The sequence below is a fragment of the Thermus sp. genome (assembly GCF_056332225.1).
The window spans coordinates 1-17,040 of record NZ_JBWGQW010000018.1; the positions used below are offsets into that span (position 1 = coordinate 1).

Below are 17,040 nucleotides of genomic sequence, written 5' to 3' on the forward strand. Positions count from 1 at the left end.
CTAAGGGCACGGCGAAGAGGGCGTAGGCTAGGGTTTGGCGCAGGTAGCGGTGAAAGCGCTCGTCCTGGAGGAGGGCCTGGTAGTTGGCGAGGCCCACGAACTCCCCCCGGGCGAGGCCCGACCAGGAGGTGAGGGAGAGGTAAAAGCTGGCCGCCACGGGGACCAGGGCGAAGACCCCCACGAGAAGGGTGGAGGGAAGGGCGAGGGAAAGGCCGTAGAACCTTTGGGCCATCTTCGGCCCCATGCTACGCCAACCGGGGAGGGGCGGGGGGAGGGAAACGCGCGAATGAGCTCAAAAAGCGCAAAACGGGCGGCCCAAGGGCCGCCCGGGGGAGACTTTCCCCTACTGGGCCATGATGGTAAAGGTCACAGTGGCCTCGTAGGTGCCCGCAGGGGGGTTCGTGCTGAAGACGAGCTTAAGAATAGGGGCGATGGCGTATTTACCGTTCTGGATGGCGAGGACCACGTCGCTATCCGTGGAGGCCAGAGTCAGGGAAGAGGCGGCAAAGGCCCAGCTCCCCGGGGTGGTCCCGGAACCCCAATCAGGAACGAAGGGGTTTGCGTAAGCCGGAGCCGTCTGCTTTTCCAGCACCACGGAGAGGATGGGGTCCGAGGTGGTGGCGCTGGCCACCAGCTTGCGGTTGGTGGCGTAGTTGGTCTCGTAGATGATGGTGGGGTACCAGGCGCAGAAGCGGTCCACGGTGGAGCAAGTGGAGGAGGAGGAGTAGTCGTCCACCGTAAGGCTTGCCGTGCCCGTGTCAATGGTGACGCTCTCGGAGCCGGTCACCGTCACGGTGAAGGTCTTGGTGGCCGAGGCATCTGCCAGGGCCAGTCCCGCCAAAAGGCCAACCAACGCCAAGAGGGCTTTGCGCATACTCAACCTCCTTAGGTAGGGGAGCCTAGCGGCCAGGGGCCCTCGGGTCAAGGGGTTTAGCGCGCGTTACCCCCCCATTCGGGCAAAAAGCCCCCTAGGGCAGGTCCTGCTCCTCCAGGGGGCGCAAGGGGAAGGTGAGGCAGAGGACGAGGGGGCCTGGGGCTCTTAGGTCCACCTCCTCCAGGGGCCCACCCTCCGGCGAGGCGAGCCTGGCCCCTTGGGCGTAGGGCCCCTCGAGGCCTAAGCGGTAGCGCCCCGGGGGAAGGAGGCCCCCTTCGCCGTTTTGCAGGAGGAGGGTGGCGGCCTCCCCCCTCAGCCGGACCTGAACGCCCCGGAGAAGGCGGTCGGGGTCCACCCCGGGGATGCCAAAGGTTTCCCCGGGGCCTGGGGTGGGGGGGCAGTAGCGGAGGCTCAGGGCCACGGAAAGGGCGGGAAGGGCCTTGAGGGCGAGGGTCTTATCCTCCCTCAGCTCCACCTCCACCTCCTTCACCACCCGGTCCCCTTGGAGGAAGCCAAGCCCCTCCGGGGCCCTCAGGCGGTAGACCCCAGGGGGGAGGCGGAGGGCCCCGGCGCCCCCGGAGAGGGGAAGGAGGAAGGGGCCCGAGGGGCCCGAGAGGGCGAGGTGGGAGGCCTCGGCCCCCTCCACCCGCACCCCGAGGGTAGGCCAGGAGAGGGGGTAAAGGGGTAGGTCAAAGGCCAGGGCCCCCGCGAGGCCAAAGCGCTGGAGGCCTCCCCCGGCGAAGCCCAGGGAGGCCCGGAGGCTTAAGGGGGCAAGGCTCGCCCCAAAGGTAAGGCCAAGCCCCTGGGGCTCAAGGTCCAGGCTTCCCTCCAAACCCAAGGGCCCCGCCTCGGTGGGGAGGGTGGTGCGGGCCTCGAGGCCGTAGCGGAGGGCATCCCCGTCCCAAAAGAGGCGTTCCGCCAGGCGCTCCTCGCCACTTCCCAGCACGTGGAAGAGGGAAAGGCGAAGGCGGCGGCTATTCAGGCCGAAGTCCCCCCGCACCTCCACGGTCCCCAGGACCGGAACCCCAAGGTAGGCGGTGAGGGCAGGCTCCGAGGCGAAGCGCACCCCAAGCCCGGCCCCGACGCCGCCTCCCAGGGCCAGGGCGCCCTGGAGGTAGCCGCCTCCCGCGCCCACCCCCCCCTGGAGGTTCCAGGGGCCCTGCCCGTAGGCCCCGGAAAGGGCCCAGTAGCCCGGGGCGAGCTGGCCTAAGAGGGCAAAGCGCTCCCCCGCCCCGCCCCCCAGGAGGCTTCCCTCGAGGCGGTAATGCCAGGGGTAGCCCAGGTTCCCCGCCAGGCGAAAGCCCTGCCCGGCGTAGCTGAGGCCGGCCTGAAGCTTGCCAGAGGTGCTGGCGCCCGCCGTGAGGTTGAGCCCCTCCTGGAGGAGGTAGCGGAGGGAAAGGCCGAGGGCGGGGCCCAGGGAAACCCCCAGGCCGAAAAGGGGGTCATCGTAGGCCAGGGAGGCGGACCGCGGGTCCAGGCGGTAGGCCAGGTAGCCGAGCCTCCGCCCCTCCCCGTCCAGAAGGGGGCCTTCCCCGGCAAGGGCGAAGCCCTGCCCGCTCGTCCAAAGGAGCCTCGAGGGGAGCTTGGCCCAATCGTGGAAGGGCGGAGGGGGGGCGGGCTTGGCGGGGACGCGCACGGCCAGGCTCGCCCCCCCAAGCCGCACCAGGACCTGCCCGTCCTGGCCCCCGCCCCGCACCCAAAGGAGGAGGGTGCGTTCCTCCCCCGGGGCGAGGACCCCTTGGGGTTCCGCCCGCACCACGAGAAGCCCCACCCCCAGGGCCTCAGGCGGCAGGGAGAGGGGCAGGTTGCCCAGGTTGAGGGCCCGAAGGCGCACCGCCCCCACCTCTCCCAGGGCGAGCTCCGGGGCTTCCAAAAGCTCCAGGTGGGCCCGGGCCAGGGGCTTCACCCGGAAGGGGTAGACCCTCTCCCCAAGGCGCAAGGGGTACTCCCCAGGGGGCAGGTTGGGGACACGGAAGGTGAGGACGACCCCCTCCCCCAGGGGCTCAGGGGGAAGGAGGAGGGCGAAGCCCGGGGGCAGGACCGGCTCTCCCCCGCCCTCCAGAACCAGGGTGACCGCCTCCCCGGGAGCGCCCTCCAGGGGCCCAAGGGGGGCGGCCAAGGCCAGGCTCAAGCTAAGGAAGGTCCAAGCGAGCGCGAACCGCATAGGCGTAAACCCCATCGTCCAGGATGAGCTGCACCAGGTAGCTCCCCGGGGCAAGCCGGGGCAAGGGAACCGGCACCGCCTTGGGGTTTTGGGGGAGGAAGGTGTAAGTGCCCAAGTACCCCTCGGCCACCACCCCCTTAGCCCCCACCACCTGGTAGCGGACCAGGGGGCGGTAGAGGCGGCTTCCCCGGTTTTCCCCGAGGAAAACCAGCCTTTCCCCTTCCCTCTTGGCCTCCAGGAAGCGGACCTCGGGCTTCCCCCCGTGGCTTGCCGCCACCAAGACGGCGTAGCGCTGGACCAGGTTCACCCCCACCCGCACCCCCTCCCCGGAGCCCTGGGCCCCGGAAAGGGGCTCGGGGGTGAGGAGGAGGTAGGCGTAGCGCGACCCCTCCAGGTCCGAAGGGGCCTGCACCCTGAGGCCCACCCGGGCCCTGCCCCGGGGGGGCACCACCACCTCGGGGGCCTCGAGGAAGAGGCCGCCCGCGAGGCTTTGAGGAAGGCTTCCCGGGGGCAGGAAGCCCTGGTCCTCGCGGTAGTCCGCCACCTCCACCCGCACCCTAAGGGGGTTTGGCCCCTCGTTCCTCAGGGAGAGGACGAGGCCCGCCTCGCCCCCAGGGGCGAGCTCCAGGGCCTGGACCAGGTCGTCTTCCAGGACGAGCCCCTGGGCCAGGACCGCGCCGGAAGCCAGAAGTAGGGGGAAAAGAGCCCTCATCGCACCTCCACGGAAAGGTTCAGGGCGTTCCGCCCCTCCTTGAACTCGGTCTGGGTGGCGAGCCGCACGTGGTAGCGGGGGTCGCCCGGGTTCTCGGGGTCGGCGAGCTCCAAAAAGAGGGCGTAGGTCCCGGGGGCCTCGGGGGCCTGGGCGCGGTAGGCGTACGCCTTCCTCTCCCCTGCGGGCGGGCCGAAGAAGCGCTCCTCCAAGGGGCGGATCACCGCGAAGCCGTCCTTTTTCCGCACGAAGACGAGGCGGAGGGCCTTGGGGTTGTAGAGGCTCCCGAAGCCCAGGTTCTCGAGGTCCAGGGTGAGGGAGAGGGGCTCGCCTAAGGAGAGGCGAACCCGGTCCACCTCCGCCCGCCTCAGGTGGAGGCGGTAGCCCAGGTCGCGCTTTAGGGCCTCTAGGAGGCTTCTCTCGCCGAAGGGGGTGGCCCTGAGCCAGGCCAGGAAGCCCGGGTGGTAGTTCAGGTTCAAGACGCTGAAGCGGAAGCGGCGAAAGCTCTCATAAACATAGCGCCCTGGGTCTTCCCCAGGGGGGACGTAAGGGCTTGGGGTGCAGGTCTCCCCGCCCATCACGGTGTAAAGGGCGTCCGCGCTCCAGTAGGCCTTCTCCCGCTCCTGCTTTTGCCCTGGGTCGTAGTAGTAGGTGCCGTAGTCGTTCTCGGAGGCCAGGAAGCAGTCGTTGTGGGCCCCCAGGCGGGCCTTCAGGGAACCCCCGTGGGCCTCGGAGGGGGTGAGGGGGGTGAAGAAGGAGGCATCGGGGTAGGTTCCGGCGGGGCCCCCCGCCTCGAGCTCCAGGAGCTTGGCCTTGGCCATGGGGTAGCGCAGGGCCACGAGCTTCCCCGGAACCTCCTCTAGAAGGGCCCGCACCAGCTCCAGGGTCTTCTGGTTAGGGAGCTTGCGGTCGTAGTTCCCCTGGCCGCAAGGGGGCTGGGACCCCTCCTGGTAGCCGGGGAGGGGGTCCATGAGGGCCTCCTCGGGGCTTGCCGAGTGCCACTCCCCCCAGGGCCCGATGAGGCCGGCCTCGAGGTAGGCGATGGCCCCGAGGTGGGCCCGGAGAACGGGACCCACCTGGCGGAGGTGGGCGAGGATCCTGGCCTCGGGGGGGTCGCAGTAGGTGGGCCCCCCTGGGCGGTTCTCCTCGGGGCGGTAGGCGAAGCGGAGGACGAGCTTGACCCCCGCCCGCTTGGCGCTTTCCAGGTCCCCTTCCAGGGTAGCCAGGAAGCTTTGGGGAAGGCGGTCCTGCCCGGCGAAGGCGTGGAGGTAGTAGGTGCGGCGGATGAGGCGCACCTCAAAGCCCCGCTCCCGGGCCTCCCTCACCTTGGCCGAGGCGTCCAGGGCGGGTTCGTCGGGGTAGTAGCTGTCCGAGGCGAAGCCCCGCTCGGGGTTCGGCACCTCGGAGGGGGTGGGGAGAAACTCCGAGACCGGCGAGGTGGCCCTAAGGGGGGTGGAAGGGGAGGCGCCGCACCCCCAAAGGAGGAAGAGGAAGGGGAGGACAAGGAGCAAACCCACCTTACTCCCCCACGGCAAGGCCTAAGGTGTAGCGGCTAGGGAGGTCCAAAAGCCGCTCCGGCCTCGCCTCTTCCCCCAAGGGAAGGCGGTAAAGCCCCCCGGGGCCCTGCCCCGAGGCGTCGGTGCTGGTCACCAGGTAGAGGGCCTCCCCCACCACGGCGAGCCCCCAGGGGTCGGGGAGCCCCTTCGCCAAAACCTGGGCGAAGCGGTCCAGGGCCTGCACCTCAGGGGAAGGGCCCCAGGCCCCCTTGGCAAGGCGCACCACCCGCCCGTCCCCGTCCTTGCTCCCGGAGAGGTAGAGGTTCCCCTTGGCGTCCAGGGCAAGCCCCCGGATGGGGTTCAGGGTCTCGGGCAGGGCGAAGGCGGCCTTGGGGTGCATCTCCTGGTCCAGGAGGAGGACCACCCCCCAGGTGGTGGCCACGAAGAGCCCCTCGGGGGCGGGGAGGAGGGTCTGGGGGTAGCCGTACCGGGAGGCAGGGAAGGGAAAGCGGGCGAGGGGCTCACTCCCCTCCTTGCCGTAGACCAGGAGGGCGGGCTCACCCCGCACCTGCCCCGACCAGTCCACGGCGCTGGAGGCCACGTAGACCCGCTCCCCGTCCGCCGCGACCCCCATGGGGTAGTGGGCCCCAAGAAGGACCCGGAGGGCCTTGCCGTCTGGCGTAAGCTCCGCCACCCGCCCCGCGGGCGCGGGGGCGTCGGGGCGGCCCACGTACTCCGCCACGTAGACCTTGCCCCCGGCGTAGGCCACGCTCCAGGGCTGCTGGAAGCCCGGCCAGCGGTCCACCACCTTGGGCCCCTCGAGGTCCAGCACCACCACGGTGCTGTCCCCGGCGTTGCCCACGTAAGCCTTCTGGGCCAGGGACCAAGCGAAAAGAGCAACCCAAACCGCCACCCACAAGACCTTACCCAATGCCTTCATCTTTACCCTCCTTTCTTCATCTTCCCATACACACCGCGGGCCTTTTCCGCGGCGTAGCGGGCCACATCCTCAGGGGGCCCCGCCAGGGCGAGGCCCTCGGCCTGAAGGCGCCGGGCGAACCCCTCGGCCACCCTCCGGCTCCGGAAGACCCCGCCCATGTAGGCGGCCCTTTTGGCCCCCACCCGGCGGGACAAGGCGAGGGCCAGGAGGGCGAGCTCCTCCGCCGCCCCCTCCAGCACCTCGAGGGCCCCCTCGTCCCCCTCCTCGGCCAGGCGGTCCACCTCTTGGGCCAGGGAGGCCACCCTGGACCTCAGGGCCCGGGGCTCGGCCTCGAGGAAGGCCAGAAGGCCGAGGAGGTCCCCCTGGCCGAACCTTTGGGGAAGCCGGAGGAGGCGGGTGGGAGGGGCCCTTCCGTCCTCGGCCCGGCTCGCCCGGTTCAGGGCGCGAAGCCCGATCCAGTAGGCGCTCCCCTCGTCGCCGAAGAGGGGGCCGTACCCCCCGGCCCGCCCCTCCCCCAAGGGACCCCGGCCGTAGGCCATGGAGCCGGTCCCCGCCACCACCAAGACCCCTTCCCCTTCGCCGAAGGCCGCCTCAAAGGCCAGGGCCACGTCGTTTTGCAGGAGGAAGGGGCAGGGCAGAACCCCCTCCAGGGCCTCGCGGTAGGCCCGGTCCCAGGCCGCCACCTCGCCGTACCCGCCGAGGCCCGCCACCACGTAGGCCGGAGGGGGAAGCCCCTTCAGGGCCTCCCGGAACACGGCCTCCACCCCCTCCCGCCCCACGGCGGGCAGGTAGGCGGTGCCGAGGACCCGCTCCGCCACCACCCTCCCCGCCCCGTCCACCGCCACGAAGCGGGTCTTGGTGCCCCCGCCGTCCGCCCCCAGGAAGATCACGCCTCCACCACCTCCACCTCCTTAAGGAGGGCCTCCACCTCCTCCCGGTCCACCCTCCCCCCGCCCCGGCCCACGTTGGCCGCGGCCGCGGCCACGGCGAAGGCCAGGGCCTTTGGCAGGGGCTCTCCCCGCTCCCGGGCGAGGAGGAAGGCCCCAAGAAAGGTGTCCCCGGAGCCCACGGGGTTCCCCTCCCGCCTCGGGCCGCGGGCGAGAAAGGCCCCTTCCGGGCCCGCATAGAGCGCCCCCGCCTCCCCCAAGGAGGCCAGCACCCCCACCCCGTAGCGGCGGTGGAGGGCCCGGGCCGCCCGGAGGGGTGGCCCTGGGAGGAGGGCGGCGAGCTCCTTGCGGTTGGGCTTGACCAGGTCCACCCCGAGCTCCAGGGCCTTGGGGAAGGCCTGGAGGGAGTCCACGGCGAAGGGCCGGAAGGCCTTTAGGAGAGCCTCCGGGGGAAGCCCCTTGGGCAGGCTTCCCGAAAGCACCCTCACCCCCCCTTCCGCGGCCAGGCGGGCCGCGGCCTCGAGGAAGCCCTCGGGCACCGGGGGGCAGGGCTCGTAGACCTCCGTGACCCCCTTGGGGTCGGCGAGGACGTGGCAGGCCCGCCCCCCTGTGCCGGGGAGGGGCCTTAGGGGAAGCCCCTCCTCCCGGGCAAGCCCCAAAAGGGCCTCCCCCCATACCCCGCCCAGGGGGGCCACGGCCAGGGCCTCGCCCCCAAGGCGCACCACCGCCCGGACCAGGTTGAGCCCCTTGCCCCCGGCCAGGGCCTCCACCCGGGCCACCCGGTGGAGGGCCCCCCGTCTGAGGGGCCTTTCCAGGTGGAGGACGCGGTCCAGGCAGGGGCAGGGGGTGAGGGCCAGGATCATAGGCGCACGGCGTAGGTGAGGTGCCGCGGGCGGTCGGGGTCTAAGCCCCGCTCCCGGGCGAGCCGGTGGGCGAAGAGCTGGATCCTCACCAGGGAAAGGGGAAGGTCCAGGACCCCCCCCGGGAGGACCACCACCCGGGCCCCAAGCCCGGAAAGCTCCTCCAGGAGGGGCTCCTCCATGGGGTGGCTCTTAAGGAGGAAGACCACGGTGCCCTCGGAAACCAGGCTCTTCGGCCCGTGGCGGAACTCCAGGCTCTGGAAGGCCTCGGCCCAGACCAGGGCCGTTTCCTTGAGCTTCAGGGCCGCCTCCTGGGCCACCCCCCAGGCCGCTCCCACCCCCAGGAAGAAGTAGGCCTCTCCCCGGGGGAAGTCCCCGGGAGCCTCCAAGACCCCGGCCAGGCGCCCGGGAAGGCCGCGAAGCCCCTCCTCCCCCGTGAGGGCCCGCAGGACGTAGACCAGGGCGCTGGAAAAGGACCGGGTCTGGACGATGGCCTCTTCCTCCGCCCGGGAAAGGACCACCACCTGGGCGAAGAGGTGGTGCCCAGGGCCCGAATCGCGGGTGGTGAGGAGCCAGGCGGGAAGGCCCAAGGCCCGCACCGCCTGCAAAAGCTCCGTGGTCTCGCCCGAGCGGGAGATGCCCACCACCTGCTCCCATCCCCTAAGCCCCTCGGGGAAGAGCATGGCCTCCCCGGAGGGGAGGGCGAGGGCATCCTTTCCCCTTTGGCGGGCCAGGTGGGCCGCCACCTGGGCCAGAAAGTAGCTGGACCCCGAGCCCAGGAAGAGGGTGGGGCCTTTGGGAAGCCCCACCCGGTCCGCCAAGTCCAAGGCCTCGCGCCAGGCCTCCCCGCTTGCCAGGATCTCTTCCAGCATGCCCATGCTTCACTCCTCCGTGATCCACCCCGCTACCCCGCCCAGAGGGGCGAAGAAGCCGAGGGCCTTGCGGCCCCACTTGCCCTTTTCCGCCAGCACGTACACCGCCTTGGCCCGCCCCGCCAGGGCCCTCGCCACCTGGGCCTCGGGCTCGTCCCGCATGAAAAACCCCTCCTCGTTCACCGCGGTGGCCCCCACGAAGAGGAGGTCCAGGGGCGGGACGCGCCGGGCGCTCTCCACCGCCAAGGGGCCCACCAGCTCGTAGGAGTAGGTGTTGAGCTCCCCCTCCAGGACGTGGACCCGGGTCTTGGGGTAGGAATAAAGCTCCACGGCGATGTTCACCGCGTTGGTCACCACCTCCAGGGCCCGGTAGCGGAGGAGGCGGCTGAAGAGGGTGCAGGTGGAGCCCCCGGAAAGCCCGATGCGCATCCCCTCCCGCACCAGAGCGAGGGCCTTCTCGGCGATGCGGCGCTTGGCCTCAACCCCCTCTTCCAGCTTCCCCGCCATCTCCCCCACGTAGCGCACGGCGGCGAAGAGGGCCGCCCCGCCCCGCCTCCGCTCCACGAGGCCCTTGGCCTCGAGGCGCGCCAGGGCCCGCCGCACCGTGGACGGGTGGAGGCCGAGCTCCCGGGCCAGGTCCAGCACCCTCATCCCCTCGCGGGCCTGGACCAGGGAGAGCACCCGGGCGTCCGCCACCTTCCTCGGCACGCCCTCAGGGTAAGCGAACGGGACCCCGGCCTCGCCGGGTTAACGCTCGCATGCCCTCCATTCGCGCAAATCAAGGGCGGGGGTGGCCCGGGCGGAGGTAGGCTAACCCCGTGGAAGCGAGGGAAGCGGTGGAAGCGGCCTGGCGGCGGGGAGAGGCCCTCCTCGCGGTGAACGGGGTGAACCTGGAGACCGCCCAGGCGGTGGTCCGGGGGGCGGAGCGGGCAGGGAGGCCCATCTTTCTCATGTTCTCGCAAAACAGCGTGGCCTACGCCGGCCTGGAGGAGCTCGCCGCGCTGGGCCAGGCCCTCAAGCGGAAGGCCCAGGTGCCCGTTTACCTGCACCTGGACCACGCGGGGAGCCTGGACCTCTTGGAGGCGGCCTTCGCCTTGGGGTTTGACTCCGCCATGGTGGAGGAGGGGCCCCTCCCCTACCTGGAAGCCGCCCGGAAGATCGCGGGGGAGCGCCCCCTGGAGGTGGAGCTCGAGGTGGTGCCCAAGGGAGAGCGAAGGGGAGAGGCGCGGCCCCTCGAGGCCCTCCTGGAGCTCGTGAAGCGGGTGCAGCCCGACTGGGTGGCGGTGGACCTGGGCACGGAGCACAAGCGCCTGGAGGCGAGGCCCCTAAGGCTGGAAAGGCTCAGGGCCCTCTCCCCCCTGAATAGGCCCTTCGTCCTCCACGGGGCCTCCAGCGCCAAGCCCCAGGACCTGAAGGCGGCCCTAAAGCTCGGGGTGGCCAAGGTCAACCTGGCCACCCGGGCCTTCCAGGCCTTCACCGAGGGGCTCAAAGGGGCCCTCGGGGAAGGCCCCGACCCCAGGCGCTACCTGGGCCCCGCCCGGGAGGCCATGGCGGAGTTCGTGGCCCGCTTCTACCTGGACCTCGCGGGGTAAAGCTTTGGGGGTCGCTTCGGCGAAAGCGGGGGCGAGGCCCTTATACCCCTTTGGCGTGAACCCATCGCCCTAAGCCAAGGCCATAAGGCCTCATGTGGGCCTTCTTTACCCGGGGCCCCCATGCTGGCTTGCGCCAGCATGGGGTGGTATTAAGTGCCCGCACCTCGGCTTTGCAACACGGGATGCCCGAGCTTTGGCTGTGGGAAAGCTCTTTTGGGGCCCCCACCGCGGCTTTTGCCGCGGTGGGGTACTTAGAAGGGCTCCACCACCTGCCCCGCCCGCACGTCCCGCCCCCCCGTGGCCCGCCCCAAGACGTTCACCTCCCCCCGGGCGTAGAGGTAGGCGAGGAGGGCGAAGGCCAAGGGCTCCCGCACCTTGGGGTTCTCCATGACCACGACCGGGAGGGCCTCGGAGAGAAGGCGCACCAGGACCCGGTTTCTGGCCCCGCCCCCCGCAAGGAGGACCCGGTCCACGGGGCCCACGAAGCGCCGGTAGGCCAGGAGGACGCTTTCTGCGGTGAAGGCGAGGAGGGTCTTGAGGAGGGCGGCGGGGTCCTCGGGCTTACCTTCTAGGGCCTCTAGGCGCCACACCTCCCGGCCCGTGGTCTTGGGCGGGGGCCTTTGGAAGTAGGGGTGGGCGAGCCAGGCCCTCAGGGCCTCCTGGTCCACCTCTCCCCCCTCCGCCAGGTCCACCGCCTCCTCCGGGGCGAGACCCAGGGCCGAGGCCGCCTCGTCAAAGAGGCAGACCCCGGGGCCGGTGTCAAAGGCGAGGAGGCTTTGGGGGTCGCGGCCGAGGAAGGCGGTGAGGTTGGAGATGCCCCCCAGGTTGTGCACGCTCACCCGCTTCCCCTCCTCCCCGAAGAGGAGGAGGTCGGGGTAGGCCACCAGGGGGGCCCCCTCCCCGCCCGCCGCCAGGTCCACCGCCCGGAAGCCGAAGACCACGGGGACCCCCAAGGCCCCCGCCAGGTAGCTCGCCTCCCCGAGCTGGAAGGTGGCCTCAGGGGGCTCGTGCCACACCGTCTGGCCGGAAAGCCCCACGAGCTCCGCCTGGCCCAGGAAGGGGCGGGCGGCCTCGGCGTAGAAGCGGCCGAGGTCGTGGTGGAGGAGGGCGAGCTCCCGGGTCCTTGCCCCCCGCATAGCCCTAAGGACCCGCTCCCGAAGGGGCTTTGGGTAGGGCACCTCCAGATGGGCCAAGACCCGGTGGCCGAGGTCCGAAGCCCCGCCCCAAAACTCGGCCAGGACCAGGTCCACCCCGTCGGCGCTGGTCCCGGACATGAGCCCGAGCACCCTCATGTGAGCTCCACCAAAAGCTCGTACCGGTCCCCCCGGTAGCGGCTTTTCACCAGCTCCACGGGCCTCCCATCGGCGAGGAAGCTCAGCCGTTCCAGGTAGAGGAGGGGGGTGCCGGGCTCCACCCCGAGGAGGCGGTCCTCCTCCCGGGCGGGGAGGGCCCGCAGGCGCTGGAGGGCCCGCACGGGGCGGAGGCCCCGCGCCTCCAAGGCCCGGTAGAGGGAGCCCTGGGGCAGGGCCTCGAGGGCCCAAAGGGGGAGGACCGCCCGCTCCAGGGCGATGGGCTCCCCGTCCCCAAGCCTTAGGCGCTCCAGGCGCCAAACCTCCTCGGAAGGGGAGAGGCGCAGGTGGAAGGCCTCCTCGGGGGTGGCGGGCCCCTTCTCCGCCTTGAGGAGGCGGGTTTCGGGCACCACCCCCAGGGCCTCCATCTCCTCGGTGAAGCCGAGGAGCCGGGCGCGGAAGGTGGCCCTCCGGGCCACGTAGGTGCCGCTCCCCCGCCGCCTAAGGAGAAGCCCCTCCTCCTCCAGAAGGGCCAGGGCCCGGCGCAGGGTGTCCCGGGAGACCCCAAGCCCCTGGGCCAGGGCCCGCTCCGGGGGAAGGCTTGGGCCGTACTCCCCCCTAAGGAGGGCGAGCTTGAGCCGCTCCGCCAGGGCCAGGTACTTGGGTCCCCCTTCCCCCGGGGCCATCCCCCTAAGCATACCACTTGCCTACCAATCCCCCACCCGTTTAAACTCAGGGGCATGCGGGCCAGGGGCATCCTGGAGGAGGCGGTGGCCCGGGGCGTGGTGCCCGGGGCGGCCTTCGGCGTGGTCCACGCCGACGGGCGCCGGGAGAGCTTCCACCTGGGCTTCGCCCAGCTCGTGCCCGAGCCCGTGCCCCTCGAGGCCGGCTTCTACTTTGACCTGGCGAGCCTCACCAAGCCCCTCTTCACCCTCAAGGAAACCCTTAAGGCGGTGGAGGAGGGCCTCTTGGACCTGGACGACCCCCTCTCCCTCCACCTCCCCGACCTCCTCTGGCTCAAGGACCACCCCCTGAAGGCCAAGACGGTGCGGGAACTCCTCGCCCACACCGCGGGGCTTCCCGCCTGGGAGGCGGTGTACACCTGGGGCCAGGGGGAGGCCCTCAAGGCCCGCCTCCTCCAGCACCCCTGGCCCCTGGGGGAGCCGGTGTACTCCGATATCGGCTACATGCTCCTGGGCCTCCTCCTGGAGAGGGTGCGGAAGAAGCCCCTAGGGGCCTTCCCCCTCCCCGAGGGGCTCACCCCGAGCCCTCCCCCCGAAAAGACGGCGGCCACGGAGCGATGCCCCTGGCGGGGGCGGGTGCTCCGGGGCGAGGTGCACGACGAGAACGCCCACGCCCTGGGGGGGCTTGCGGGGCACGCGGGCCTCTTCGGTACCCTGGAGGGGGTCTTGGGGGAGCTTCAGGCCATCCTGGAGGGGCGCTGGCTCTCCCGGGCGGCCCTGGAGGAGATGCTCAGGCCCCACGGGGAACGCCTCCTCTCCTGGGAGAGGAAGCGCCCCGGCTGGCACGGGGGGAGCCTGGCCTCGGAGCGGGCCTTCGGGCACACGGGCTTCACCGGGGTGGCGGCCTTCGTGGACCCCGAGCGGGGCTACGCCTGGGCCCTCCTCACCAACGCCGTCCACCCCACCCGGCACCGGCCCCCCATCGCTCCCCTCAGGCGGGCCCTGGGCAACGCCTTGGCGGCGGAGGTGGCATGACGGAGGAAGCGGCGGTTCGCTACCGGGACCTGGACCTCTGGCCTCCTAGGGAGGTCCTGGAGGCCCTCTACGAGGGCCAGCTCAGGGCCTTGGCCGCGGTGCACCGGGCCCTCCCCCACCTGGAGGGGGCGGCCAGGGAGGCGGCGGAAAGGCTCAAGGGGGGCGGGAGCCTGGCCTATGCCGGGGCGGGGACGAGCGGGAGGCTTGCGGCGATGGACGGGGTGGAGCTTTGGCCCACCTTCGGCTTCTCAAGGGTGCGCTTCCTCCTCGCAGGGGGGGAGGCGGGGCTCACTCGGGCGGTGGAGGAGGCGGAGGACCGGGAGGAGGAGGGCTTCAGGCTTGGCCAGGGCCTCGAGGCCAAGGACGTCCTGGTGGCGGTGGCGGCGAGCGGCCGCACCCCCTTCACCCTGGGGGCCCTCCGGGGGGCCAAGGCCCGGGGCGCCCTCACCGTGGCCCTGGCCAACAACCCGGGCGCCCCCCTCCTCCAGGAGGCCCACCACCCCGTCCTCCTGGACACCGGGCCCGAGGTCATCGCCGGGAGCACGAGGCTTGGGGCGGGCACGGCCCAGAAGGCGGCCCTCAACCTCTTCTCCACCCTGGTCATGGTCCTCCTGGGCCGCACCTACGGCAACCTCATGGCCCGGATGCGGGTGGAAAACGCCAAGCTCAGAGCGCGGGGTGCGGCCATGGTGCGGGCCATGGTGGGCCTTGGGGAGGAGGAGGCCAAAGCCCTCCTCGCCCGCTACCCCGAGCCCGCCCTGGCGGCCCTCGCGGCCCTCGGGAAGACGGGCGAGGAGGCGGAAAGGCTTCTTGAGGCGCGGGGCGTGCGGGGCGCCCTGGAGGAGGCGAGGAGGTGAGGCTCTTGGCCCTGACCCTCGGGCTCGGCCTGGCGGCGGCCCAGGCGGGAAGCTTTTTGGTGGTGAGCTTCAAGGGGGAGGAGGTGCCCTCCGAGCTCCTCAAGCGGGTGCGCCCCGCCGGGGTCATCCTCTACCCCGGCAACCTGCGCAAGGACCCCCAGGGCCTGGTGCGGAGGCTCAAGGCCCTGGACCCCAACCTGGTGGTGATGGTGGACCAGGAGGGGGGCCCCTTCACCTCCTACCGGGAGGGGGTGGTGCGCTTTCCCTCGGCCATGGCCCTCTCGGCGAGCGGGGATGAAGGGCTGGTGGAGCGGGTGGGCTGGGCCCTCGGGTGCCAGGTGCGGCGCCTGGGGGCCGACGTGAACCTGGCCCCGGTCCTGGACGTGAACGTGAACCCGGAAAACCCCATCATCGGCCTCCGCTCCTTCGGCGCCGACCCGGAGCGGGTGGCCCGCATGGGCCTGGCCTTCGCCCGGGGCGTGCTCCGCTCGGGGGCTAAGCCCGTGGGCAAGCACTTCCCCGGCCACGGGGACACCGCCACCGACTCCCACCTGGACCTGCCCGTGGTGGCCAAGCCCCGGGAGGCCCTGGAGAAGGTGGAGCTTCTCCCCTTCCGCCGCTACGTGGAGGCGGGGATGCCCGCCCTCATGACCGCCCACATCCTCTTCCCCGCCCTAGACCCGAAGCTTCCCGCCACCCTCTCCCAGCGCATCCTCACCGGCCTCCTCCGGGGGGAGATGGGCTTTAGGGGGGCGGTCCTGACGGACGACATGGCCATGGCGGCCATCAAGCGCAACTTCGGGGCCAAGGAGGCCGCCCTCCTCGCGGTGAAGGCGGGGGCGGACCTCCTTCTCCTGGAGCCCAATCCGGAGACCGCCCTCGAGGTCCACGCTCACCTCGCCCAGGCCCTGGGCAAGGAGGTCCCCAAGGCCCGGGCGGAAGAGGCCAGGCGGCGGGCCCTCGCCCTCCTCGCCCAAGGGGGCGCCTGCCCCTTCACCCCCAAGGAGGAGGAGGCCCTGGCCCTGGAGGCGGCCCGGCGGGGGGTGGTCCGGCTCTTCGGGGAGCTTCCCCTCCCGGGCCCCGGGACCCTGGTGGTGGGGCTAAGGGTGACGGACCGCTACGGGGCCGAGCCCACCCTGGCCGACCTCGCCCCCACCTACCTCCCGGGGAGCCAGGGCCTGAACCTCTCCGAGGACCCTTCCCCCGAGGAGGTGGCGCGGGCGGTGGAAAGGGCCCGGGCCGCCGAGCGGGTGGTGCTTTCCACCTACCACTGGCTCGGGGCCTTCAAGGCCGGGCAGAAGGCCCTCTTCCGGGAGCTTCGCGCTTTGGGCAAGCCCCTTTACGTGGTGGCCCTGGGCAACCCCGACGACCTCCGCTTCCTCCCGGGGAGGCCCCAGGGCTACCTGGCCACGCACGGCTACCGCGCGGTCCAGGTGCGGGCCGCGTTGGAAGCCCTGGCGGGGGTCTACACCCCCACCGGGCAGTGGGTGTTCGGAGGTGAACCATGAGGAAGCTTTTCGGTGCGCTTCTCCTTCTTTTGGGACTGGCCTCGGCCCAGAAGCTGGTCCTGGCCAGCTGGGGGAGCCAGGAGGAGATCCAGGCCTACCAGCAGGTCCTCCGGCTCTTCCAGGAGCGGAACCCGGGGATCCAGGTGGAGTACATCAACATCCCCTCCAACGAGTACCTGGCCAAGATCACCGCCATGATCGCGGCGGGCACGCCCCCGGACGTGTTCTTCATCAACAACATTGACTTCCCCGGGATGGCCTCGAGGGGGGTCCTAAAGCCCCTGGACCCCTTCCTGAAGCGGGACCGCTACCCCACGGAGGACATCTTCCCGGGCATCCTCAAGGCCTTCCAGTGGGAGGGGGCCCAGTACGGCCTGCCGCGGGACGTTTCCAACCTGGTGGTCTTCTACAACCGCAACCTCCTGCGCAAGGCGGGCCTGCCCGACCCCAAGCCCGACTGGACCTGGGATGACTTCCTGCGCTACGCCAAGGCCCTCACCGTGGAGAAGGACGGCCGCAGGGTCCAGTGGGGGGTCTCCTTCCAGACCTTCTACCTCTTCTGGGAGCCCTGGGTCTGGTCGGCGGGGGGCCGCTTCTACAGCCCCGACCACAGCAAGTTCCTGCTGAATAGCCCCGCCTCCCTGGAGGGCCTCCAGTTCTACCTGGACCTGCGCTACAAGCACCACGTGGCCCCCACCCCCGAGGAGGCCCAGGACCGGGGGGCCTTCACCATGTTCCTGAACGGCCAGACGGGGATGATCGTGGACGGGCGCTGGCGGGTGCCCACCCTGAAGGCCCGGGCCAAGTTTGACTTTGACGTGGTGCCCTTCCCCCGGGGCAAGGCGGGGAGCATCGTGGACATCGACGGGTCGGGCTGGGTGATGGCCGCGGGCACCAAGAACCCCGAGGCCGCCTGGAAGCTCCTCGCCTTCCTGGCAGGCCCCGAGGCCAGCCGGCTCTTCACCAAGACCGGCCTCATCATCCCCGCCCGGGGCGTGGACGTGAAGAACGTGGACAAGAGCCTGCAGACCCTCAAGGACTTCTTCGTCCCGCCGCCCCCCAGGAACCAGCAGTACTTCCTCACCGTGAACCGCACCGCCCGGCCCACGGAGACCTTTGAGCGCTGGAACGAGGCCCTCCAGCTCATCAACAAGGCCCTGGAGCCCGTCTGGCAGGGCAAGGCCGAGCTCAAGGCCGCCCTGGACGGCGTGGCGCCCCAGGTGCAGAAGATCCTGGACGAGGTGCAGGCCTCGAGGAAGCGCTAGCCCCAAAGG

Annotated in this window: 16 protein-coding genes and 1 pseudogene; 5 read left to right on the forward strand and 12 right to left on the reverse strand. The window is 71.4% G+C overall.

Translation table 11 applies throughout. The features are described from left to right. The 10 genes and pseudogenes from AC01Y6_RS05125 to AC01Y6_RS05170 form a co-directional block, all read right to left on the reverse strand. Positions 1-232: pseudogene (locus AC01Y6_RS05125) on the reverse strand (carbohydrate ABC transporter permease); the annotation flags it as partial. A gap of 111 nt (positions 233-343) precedes the next feature. Next, positions 344-874, reverse strand: coding sequence for a hypothetical protein (locus tag AC01Y6_RS05130; protein WP_476670555.1), 531 nt, complete (start codon positions 872-874; stop codon positions 344-346). Between the two features lie 94 nt (positions 875-968). Beyond that, the gene (locus AC01Y6_RS05135) at positions 969-2,993 is read right to left on the reverse strand and encodes a hypothetical protein (protein WP_476670557.1); all 2,025 of its coding nucleotides are present in this window, start codon (positions 2,991-2,993) and stop codon (positions 969-971) included. Positions 2,994-3,006: 13 nt separating this feature from the next. Further along, entirely contained in the window at positions 3,007-3,750 is a 744-nt protein-coding gene (locus AC01Y6_RS05140) for a hypothetical protein (protein WP_476670559.1), read from the reverse strand. Further along, positions 3,747-5,264 carry a DUF4832 domain-containing protein gene (locus tag AC01Y6_RS05145; protein ID WP_476670561.1) on the reverse strand — a complete coding sequence of 506 codons (1,518 nt, stop codon included), beginning with the start codon at positions 5,262-5,264 and terminating at the stop codon, positions 3,747-3,749. Before AC01Y6_RS05145 ends, AC01Y6_RS05140 begins: the two co-directional genes overlap by 4 nt. 1 nt (position 5,265) lies before the next feature. Further along, entirely contained in the window at positions 5,266-6,183 is a 918-nt protein-coding gene (locus AC01Y6_RS05150) for an NHL repeat-containing protein (protein WP_476670563.1), read from the reverse strand. Positions 6,184-6,185: 2 nt separating this feature from the next. Beyond that, positions 6,186-7,073 (reverse strand): BadF/BadG/BcrA/BcrD ATPase family protein, encoded by an 888-nt coding sequence (locus tag AC01Y6_RS05155; RefSeq protein ID WP_476670565.1) that lies wholly within the window; start codon positions 7,071-7,073, stop codon positions 6,186-6,188. Continuing rightward, on the reverse strand, positions 7,070-7,933 hold the full coding sequence (locus AC01Y6_RS05160) for a 1-phosphofructokinase family hexose kinase (protein ID WP_476670567.1): 864 nt from the start codon (positions 7,931-7,933) through the stop codon (positions 7,070-7,072). Before AC01Y6_RS05160 ends, AC01Y6_RS05155 begins: the two co-directional genes overlap by 4 nt. Next, complete coding sequence (locus AC01Y6_RS05165) at positions 7,930-8,802, reverse strand: SIS domain-containing protein (protein WP_476670569.1); 873 nt, start codon at positions 8,800-8,802, stop codon at positions 7,930-7,932. Before AC01Y6_RS05165 ends, AC01Y6_RS05160 begins: the two co-directional genes overlap by 4 nt. 9 nt (positions 8,803-8,811) lie before the next feature. Continuing rightward, complete coding sequence (locus AC01Y6_RS05170) at positions 8,812-9,510, reverse strand: DeoR/GlpR family DNA-binding transcription regulator (RefSeq protein WP_428716177.1); 699 nt, start codon at positions 9,508-9,510, stop codon at positions 8,812-8,814. Between the two features lie 110 nt (positions 9,511-9,620). Here AC01Y6_RS05170 and AC01Y6_RS05175 point away from each other — a divergent pair, with 110 nt between their 5' ends. After that, positions 9,621-10,394, forward strand: coding sequence for a class II fructose-bisphosphate aldolase (locus tag AC01Y6_RS05175; protein ID WP_476670571.1), 774 nt, complete (start codon positions 9,621-9,623; stop codon positions 10,392-10,394). A 251-nt stretch (positions 10,395-10,645) separates the two neighbouring features. Here AC01Y6_RS05175 and AC01Y6_RS05180 read toward each other — a convergent pair whose 3' ends face one another. Beyond that, entirely contained in the window at positions 10,646-11,686 is a 1,041-nt protein-coding gene (locus AC01Y6_RS05180; protein ID WP_476670573.1) for an anhydro-N-acetylmuramic acid kinase, read from the reverse strand. After that, the gene (locus tag AC01Y6_RS05185; protein ID WP_476670575.1) at positions 11,683-12,381 is read right to left on the reverse strand and encodes a GntR family transcriptional regulator; all 699 of its coding nucleotides are present in this window, start codon (positions 12,379-12,381) and stop codon (positions 11,683-11,685) included. The genes AC01Y6_RS05180 and AC01Y6_RS05185 overlap by 4 nt, the downstream gene beginning before the upstream one ends. Positions 12,382-12,423: 42 nt before the next feature. Between AC01Y6_RS05185 and AC01Y6_RS05190 the strand changes: the two genes are divergently transcribed. From AC01Y6_RS05190 to AC01Y6_RS05205, 4 genes are read left to right on the forward strand one after another with little or no spacing between them, the layout of a single operon-like run. Next, positions 12,424-13,401, forward strand: coding sequence for a serine hydrolase domain-containing protein (locus AC01Y6_RS05190; RefSeq protein ID WP_428719929.1), 978 nt, complete (start codon positions 12,424-12,426; stop codon positions 13,399-13,401). Next, positions 13,398-14,258 carry an N-acetylmuramic acid 6-phosphate etherase gene (locus AC01Y6_RS05195; RefSeq protein ID WP_476670578.1) on the forward strand — a complete coding sequence of 287 codons (861 nt, stop codon included), beginning with the start codon at positions 13,398-13,400 and terminating at the stop codon, positions 14,256-14,258. Before AC01Y6_RS05190 ends, AC01Y6_RS05195 begins: the two co-directional genes overlap by 4 nt. After that, positions 14,255-15,766, forward strand: coding sequence for a glycoside hydrolase family 3 N-terminal domain-containing protein (locus AC01Y6_RS05200; protein ID WP_428719927.1), 1,512 nt, complete (start codon positions 14,255-14,257; stop codon positions 15,764-15,766). The genes AC01Y6_RS05195 and AC01Y6_RS05200 overlap by 4 nt, the downstream gene beginning before the upstream one ends. Next, positions 15,763-17,031 (forward strand): ABC transporter substrate-binding protein, encoded by a 1,269-nt coding sequence (locus AC01Y6_RS05205; protein WP_476670580.1) that lies wholly within the window; start codon positions 15,763-15,765, stop codon positions 17,029-17,031. The genes AC01Y6_RS05200 and AC01Y6_RS05205 overlap by 4 nt, the downstream gene beginning before the upstream one ends. Positions 17,032-17,040 lie beyond the last annotated feature (9 nt).